At 26.2% G+C, this 7,200-nt stretch carries 7 protein-coding genes; 1 reads left to right on the forward strand and 6 read right to left on the reverse strand.

What is annotated here, in order from left to right:
- Nucleotides 1-119: 119 nt before the first annotated feature.
- The 5 genes from pepT to H9660_RS15270 form a co-directional block, all read right to left on the reverse strand.
- Nucleotides 120-1,355: a peptidase T gene (pepT, locus tag H9660_RS15250; protein ID WP_279289602.1), complete on the reverse strand. Its 1,236-nt coding sequence runs from the start codon at nt 1,353-1,355 to the stop codon at nt 120-122.
- Between the two features lie 141 nt (nt 1,356-1,496).
- Complete coding sequence (locus H9660_RS15255) at nt 1,497-1,766, reverse strand: hypothetical protein (RefSeq protein ID WP_191751241.1); 270 nt, start codon at nt 1,764-1,766, stop codon at nt 1,497-1,499.
- A 202-nt stretch (nt 1,767-1,968) separates the two neighbouring features.
- Nucleotides 1,969-2,703 carry a glucose 1-dehydrogenase gene (locus H9660_RS15260; protein ID WP_191751242.1) on the reverse strand — a complete coding sequence of 245 codons (735 nt, stop codon included), beginning with the start codon at nt 2,701-2,703 and terminating at the stop codon, nt 1,969-1,971.
- A 252-nt stretch (nt 2,704-2,955) separates the two neighbouring features.
- The gene (locus H9660_RS15265) at nt 2,956-4,656 is read right to left on the reverse strand and encodes an FAD-dependent oxidoreductase (RefSeq protein WP_191751246.1); all 1,701 of its coding nucleotides are present in this window, start codon (nt 4,654-4,656) and stop codon (nt 2,956-2,958) included.
- Between the two features lie 176 nt (nt 4,657-4,832).
- The gene (locus H9660_RS15270; protein ID WP_191751243.1) at nt 4,833-5,153 is read right to left on the reverse strand and encodes a rhodanese-like domain-containing protein; all 321 of its coding nucleotides are present in this window, start codon (nt 5,151-5,153) and stop codon (nt 4,833-4,835) included.
- Between the two features lie 214 nt (nt 5,154-5,367).
- Here H9660_RS15270 and mnmH point away from each other — a divergent pair, with 214 nt between their 5' ends.
- A complete protein-coding gene (gene mnmH / locus H9660_RS15275) occupies nt 5,368-6,477 on the forward strand; it encodes a tRNA 2-selenouridine(34) synthase MnmH (protein WP_191751244.1) in 1,110 nt (369 codons plus the stop codon).
- A 95-nt stretch (nt 6,478-6,572) separates the two neighbouring features.
- Here mnmH and H9660_RS15280 read toward each other — a convergent pair.
- The coding region (locus H9660_RS15280; RefSeq protein WP_207729504.1) for a hypothetical protein at nt 6,573-7,200 on the reverse strand (628 nt) is incomplete at its 5' end.

A 7,200-nucleotide genomic window follows, 5' to 3' on the forward strand; every position in this document is an offset into this window, starting at 1 on the left:
AATATTAAATTTATCCACAATTTATAATAGAAAAAGCCTCTGTTTTTTTAAAACAGGGGTTTTTCAACAAACTGAAAAAACTCCCTAAGTAGGGAGTTTTTCTTATTTATTTACTGTATCTAAGCATTTCCATATCGTTTTACTATATTAATAATAACTTCTACGGCTTTTTCCATAGACTCAACTGGTACATATTCGTATTTTCCATGGAAGTTCTCTCCACCTGCAAAAATATTTGGAGTTGGAAGTCCCATAAATGATAATCTTGCTCCATCAGTACCACCTCTTATAGGTCTTATGTTCGGAGTAACATTTGCTTCTATCATAGCTTCTTGTGCATTTTCTACTATATGCATAACTGGTTCTATTTTTTCTTTCATATTATTATATTGATCTTTTATTTCAGCTACTACAGTACCTTCTCCATACTTTTTATTTAATTCTTTTTCAATTTCTCTTATTTTATTTTTTCTCTCTTCAAAGCTATCCTTAAAGAAATCTCTTATTATATAACTTAAAGTTGTATTTTCAACTGTAGCATTTATATCTGTAAGATGATAAAATCCTTCATATCTTTCTGTATTTTCAGGTACTTCATTTAAAGGAAGACTATTTATAAATTCATTAGCTACCATTATTGAATTTAACATCTTATCTTTTGCATATCCTGGATGAACATTCACACCTTTAATTTTAACTTTTACTCCAGCTGCATTAAAGTTTTCAAATTCAAGTTCTCCAATTCTTCCTCCATCCATGGTGTAAGCAAAATCTGCTCCAAATCCTTCAACATCAAAGTGATCTGCTCCTTCTCCAATTTCTTCATCTGGAGTAAAGCCTATTTTTATATCCCCATGTTCTATTTCAGGATGATTTATTAAGTATTCTACTGCTGTCATTATTTCTGCAATTCCAGCTTTATCATCAGCACCTAAAAGAGTTGTTCCATCTGTCGTTATTAATCTTTGTCCTATATACTGTCTTAATTCTGGTGAAAACTTTGGAGATAATATTTCTGAGTCATTTAATTTTATATCTCCTCCATCATAATTTTCTATAATCTTTGGATTTACATTTTCTCCACTATAATCTGGTGCAGTATCCATATGAGCTATGAATCCAATTGCTGGTATATCTTTATTACAATTTTTTTCTAAAGTTGCATATACATATCCATGCTCACTTATTCTTGCATCCTTTAAACCTAATTCCTTTAATTCATTAAATAATTTTTCAGCAAGTACTAATTGACCCTTAGTGCTTGGCGTCAATCTAGTTGTTTCATCTGACTTTGTATTTAGCTTAACATATTCTAAAAATCTTTCTTCTACTGTTTTCATTATGTCACTCTCCATTCTTATATTGTTTTATTGCTTATTTATATAAATTATACTACTAAACATCAATATTGCTATTTCATTATTTGTCTTATAAAGTATATTTTAACATATCACTATATAAAACTTCAAAAATAAACATTCATTATATAAATAAGCTTAAAATAATAATGATAATTTAAAAATCATAGTTAATATAAATATAATAAAAAAAGAAACTATCACAATACTTATAGTACGTAAATAACTAAGACATCTTGCTAAAATTTCTATTTGTACCTCTTCTAAAGTTTGAGAAATCTTATAATAAATATTTGTTTTAGTATCTCTTAAAACATCTACTCCATTATCTCTTTCACTTTTACTACATTCAATAAATTTAATAACCCCATTATTTCTTAATTCTTCAATTGTTGATATTTTTAACATTCTCTATTCTCCTTTTACCCTCATCTCACTTACAATATTACCCAATAGCTATCATTTTTTCAACCTATTAATAAAATTCAATAAAAAACCCCCTGTAAAACAGAGGGTTTTAATATAATATATTTATTTAAATCATATAAGCTTGTACTATATTGATTTAATCGTTTTTATAAATAAATCTGTAATTATATCTTAAATCAAACTACATTGCAGTTATTCCACCATCTATAATAAATTCAGATCCTGTTGAATAGCTTGATTCATCTGAAGCAAGATAAAGAACTAAGTTTGAAACTTCTTCTGGTTTTGCTATTCTTCTCATTGGAATTTGTTTAGCAAATTGCTTAGTTGCTTCACCTACTGCTCCTTCAGTAACCATTGGTGTTTCTATTACACCTGGATGTACTGAGTTAACTCTTATTCCAAATGGTGATAATTGTAGAGCTGCTGCCTTTGTCATTCCTCTAACTGCAAATTTTGTATCTGTGTATCCAATAGCCCCTCCTATTATTCCATTCATTGATGAAATATTTATTATAGAAGCTTTATCAACTTTCTTCATTGAAGAAATTACTGATTTAATTCCAAGAAAAACAGATACTTGATTTATATCTACAATTTTTCTATATTCTCCTTCAGTCATTTCTAAAATTGATTTATTTGCCGCTATACCAGCATTATTTACTAAAATATTTACTGGTCCAAATATTTCTTCAGTTTGATTTACAACCTTACTCCATCCCTCTGCATCAGTAACATCATGTTTAATAAATTTTGCATTAGAACCCACTTCTTGCTCTAAAATTCTACCTTCCTCTTCATTTAAGTCTGTAAAAACAACTTTTGCACCTTCTTTAACAAATAGTCTTACATGTGATGCACCCATTCCACGTGCTCCTCCTGTAATAATAGCTACTTTGTTTTTTAAACGTTCCATTAATAAATCCTCCTCATTCATTTCGCCTTAACATTGTTTAATAATTATCAAATAATATCAATTATCTATATTTATCTATTACTATACTCCTATTGAAATAATTTAGCAATTTATTTATTTTTTAACAATTTATTCTTATTTTTAGATTTATTTTATATTGTTTTTATTAATATATAAAAAAGTTGCATCACTAAAATATTAGTAACACAACTTTTTTGTTTTTATTATTTATATTTTATATCTAGCATATTTCTATTTAAAATTATATTTAGTAACTATACTTTCTCTCTTTGTAGTTAGATCATTATAATATTCATAGAAAGATAAGCCTAAGAAACTTCCTGTTATATTATAAATATTATTATAACCGAGATTTTGTAATGCTAAAGTTGCATTATAGCTTCTTTGACCAGTTCTACAATGTAAATAAACAGGAATGTCTTTTGGTATCTCATCAATTCTTTCTCTAAGCTGACTTAACGGAATATTTTTTGAACCCTTTATATGTCCATTTTCATACTCTCTTATTTCTCTTACATCTATAATATAAGCATTATTTTCTACAAGCTCTCTAACTTTATCTACATTTACTTGTTTAAAATCTCCATTTAATATATTTGATGCAATATATCCAGCATAATTTACAACATCTTTAGCCGTACTATATGGTGGTGCATAACAAAGTTCTAAATCCTTTAAATCTTCTATAGTTCCTCCTAGTTTAATCATAGTTGCAATTATATCAACTCTTTTAGCTACATCTCCCATTCCAATAGCTTGAGCCCCTAAAATTTTTCCTGTAGGAACTTCAAATAATAATTTAAAATGAATAGGCTTAGAATCTGGCATAATTCCTACCTTATCATTAGTAATTAGCCTTACTATATCATAATTTATATTCATATTTAATGCTTTAATTAGCCCTTCATTTAAACCAGTAGATGCTGCATTATAATCAAATACTTTTATAGCTGATGATCCTATATATCCTTTATTTAATCCTTTTTTTCCATTTATATGATCTGCAACTGATCTTGCTTGTTTTAATGCTGGACCTGCTAATGATAGTTTACTCATAGAATGAGTTAAAGCATTATATACCTCAATGGCATCACCTACTGCATATATATCCTCATCACTTGTTTTATAATTACTATCTACTTTAATTGCTCCAGTTACACCAATTTCAAGTTCAGCTTCTTTTGCCAAAGCTATTTCTGGAGTAACTCCTATTGCCATTACTACAGCTTTTGCATTTACTTTTCTTCCAGACTCTAAAACAACTTTGTTTTCTTCAAAGCTTTCAACTCTATCTCCTAATATTAAATTAATTCCCTTATCATACATTTCTTTATGTAGAATTTGTACCATATCATAATCAAAAGGTTTTAATATTTGCTCCATTGCTTCTATTAAAGAAACATTATAACCTGCTTTTCTTAAATTTTCAGCAACCTCAACACCTATAAAACCTCCGCCTATTACAGCTATATCTTTAGCATTAAGCTCTTTAACAAATTTATTTAGCTTATCTATATCTACAACATTTCTAATTGTAAATATATTAACCTTATCTAAACCTTTAATATTCGGTACTATTGGCTTTGCACCTGGAGATAAAATTAACTTATCGTAACTTTCTTTATACACTTCTCCAGTCAAATAATTTTTAACCTCTATTTCTTTATTCTTCCTATCTATAGCAAGTACTTCACTATTTACCCTAGCTTCAATATTGTATTGTGCTTTAAATTTCTCTGGACTCATAAGAAGTAACTTGTCCACCTCATCAATTACACCACTTAAATGATAAGGTAATCCACAATTAGAAAAAGAAACATGAGGTCCTTTTTCAAACATTATTATATTATCTTCTTCACTTAATCTTCTAAGTCTTGTCGCTGCTGAAGCACCACCAGCAACTCCACCAACTATTAATATTTTCTTCATAATACCCCCATTCTAGCTACTTTCAGCAGCTAAATTAATAATTAAAAATTAAAAATGTAGAATTAAGGAAGTAATTTATTCTAAATTACTAAAAACTTATTTTCTTTATTTTCTAAAAATCCTAAAGGAGTTTTTTCCTAAATTATGCATTATGCATTATCCATTATCCATTCAATATCTTATTTTCTCTTGCTTCCTGCGTAAGAACCTACTCCACCTGCAACATTTATTACATTAAATCCTAATCCACTTAATTTATTGCATGCTCTAGCACTTCTTCCACCTGATTGGCAAAGTATATGATATTCTTTATCTTTTTCTAAATATTTTTCTGGTTCTTCCAAAAGATTTCCCATAGGAATATTTTTAGCACTTTCTATACTTCCACCTCTATATTCAAAAGGCTCTCTTATATCTATTAAATTAATCTTTCCTATTAAATTATCGATATCATTAACATTTATTATTTTGTTTGAACTTTTATTAAACAAACCTAACATTTTATCATCTCCTCTTTCATTTATATCTTTATTTTATCTAAAATCTTATATTTTTTATGTAACTAAGTCACAATAATTGAAATATTGAGATTATTCTAGTAAAATTTTATAATAAGTATATATAATTTTTATATTTCTTGCAAATTTTCTTAAAAGTATTAAAATTAACAAAGTCATTTAAAACTAACAGATTAAAATTAAAAAGGATGGAATTATGTTAAAAAAAGATAATCAAACAAATGAATTTAAAGAAATAGTATTAAATAATATTCCATTAATTGATGTTAGAGCACCAATTGAATATGAAAAAGGGGGCTTTTTAAATTCTACTAATATACCTATATTAAATAATGAAGAAAGGCATATGATAGGTATTTGTTATAAAGAAAAAGGAAATGAAGAAGCTACAAAACTTGGTTACAAGTTAGTTTCTGGAAAAATAAGAGAAGATAGAATTAATTCTTGGATAAATTTTATAGAAACTCATAAAAATACTATGATTTACTGCTTTAGAGGTGGATCTAGATCTAGAATAGCACAAGAATGGATAAGTGAAGCTTTGAATAAAGATATTCTAAGATTGAAGGGTGGATATAAAGCCTTTAGAAATTACTTAATTGAAAATTTATCTATACAAAATCAAAATTATAAACCTATTATTTTAACAGGCTATACTGGCTCTGGCAAAACAAAAATACTAAAAAATATAGACAACTCAATTGATTTAGAAGGAATTGCTAATCATAGAGGTTCATCCTTTGGATCTCATGTTTCACCACAACCTACTCAAATTAATTTTGAAAATAATTTGGCCTATGATTTAATAAAGAAACAAAGTAAAAACTTTGAATATTTAATTTTTGAAGATGAAGGGAAAAATATTGGTAAAAATTTTATTCCTCAAGAATTTTATGATTTTTTTCATAGTGGTAAAAAAATCTTAGTATCTTCTACTATTGAAGAGCGTGTGGAAAATACTTTGGTTGAATACGTAATTGATTCTCAAAAAGAATACATAAACTATTATGGTATTGAAAATGGACTTGCTGAATGGTTTAACTACATATATTCAAGTATGGATAGATTAAAGAAAAAACTAGGTGGAGATAGATTTAAAAAAGTATTAGATGAATTAAATTTTGCTTATAAAACTCAATTAAACAGCGGAAAAATAGATTATCATAAATATTGGATAGAGCTATTTTTAAAAGAATATTACGATCCAATGTATAGTTATACCTTACAAAAAGATAGGAATAATAAGACAATAATTTTTGAAGGTAATTCTAACGAAGTTTTAGAATATCTAAAAAATTTAAAATAAATTTTTACAAATAAAACAGTAGCTATTTTTATTCAAAAGAAATAGTAGGTAGTTATATTTTTACATAAAACTACCTACTATCCTTAATTATATATTTAACATATTGTTATATTTTCTAAATTATAATCTATATTTTTATGTTCTATAGTAAAATTAAATTTATTTATTTTTAAAATATCTTCAAGAAATAAATTAATCTTTTCATTTTCCTCATAAAAATAAACTTCCTTTATATTATCCTCTTCTAAAATCCCAATCTTTTCTATGTTTTCATCATTAATACACCTATATACCCTAGGTTCTGAAAAATCTTCTCCTAAATTAATTGAATATGAAGCATAAAGTTTATTTTCACTTATCCAAACAGCCCATAATATATTATTTATAGTGGTAATAAGGCAAGAGGATATTTCTTTATTTTCAAATAAAACAATTTCTTTCTGAAATCCATTTTTATTTGTATCAATATTTTTATAAATAACAGCTTTATCTTTATTTTCATTTATTAAAATTAAAAAATGTATTTTATTATTGGTTAGTAAATAAGATCTATCTATATACTTACTTTTAGAAACATAAACTAACTGTTCATTTCCCCATTTTTTATTATCTTTATCAAATATCTTTATTATAATTCTATCCATATTAAATGAATTGCTATTTATTATTAAGGTTTTGTAATCTTCATATGCTAAAATATCGAAATCTATATCTATATTATTT

The sequence above is a fragment of the Clostridium gallinarum genome (assembly GCF_014836325.1).
Lineage (GTDB): Bacteria > Bacillota > Clostridia > Clostridiales > Clostridiaceae > Clostridium > Clostridium gallinarum.

Coding starts and splice junctions, on each gene's coding strand:
- pepT (WP_279289602.1), bottom strand. CDS start 1,355: ATGGAGAGTGACATAATGAAAACAGTAGAAGAAAGATTTTTAGAATAT.
- H9660_RS15255 (WP_191751241.1), bottom strand. CDS start 1,766: ATGTTAAAAATATCAACAATTGAAGAATTAAGAAATAATGGGGTTATT.
- H9660_RS15260 (WP_191751242.1), bottom strand. CDS start 2,703: ATGGAACGTTTAAAAAACAAAGTAGCTATTATTACAGGAGGAGCACGT.
- H9660_RS15270 (WP_191751243.1), bottom strand. CDS start 5,153: ATGTTAGGTTTGTTTAATAAAAGTTCAAACAAAATAATAAATGTTAAT.
- mnmH (WP_191751244.1), top strand. CDS start 5,368: ATGTTAAAAAAAGATAATCAAACAAATGAATTTAAAGAAATAGTATTA.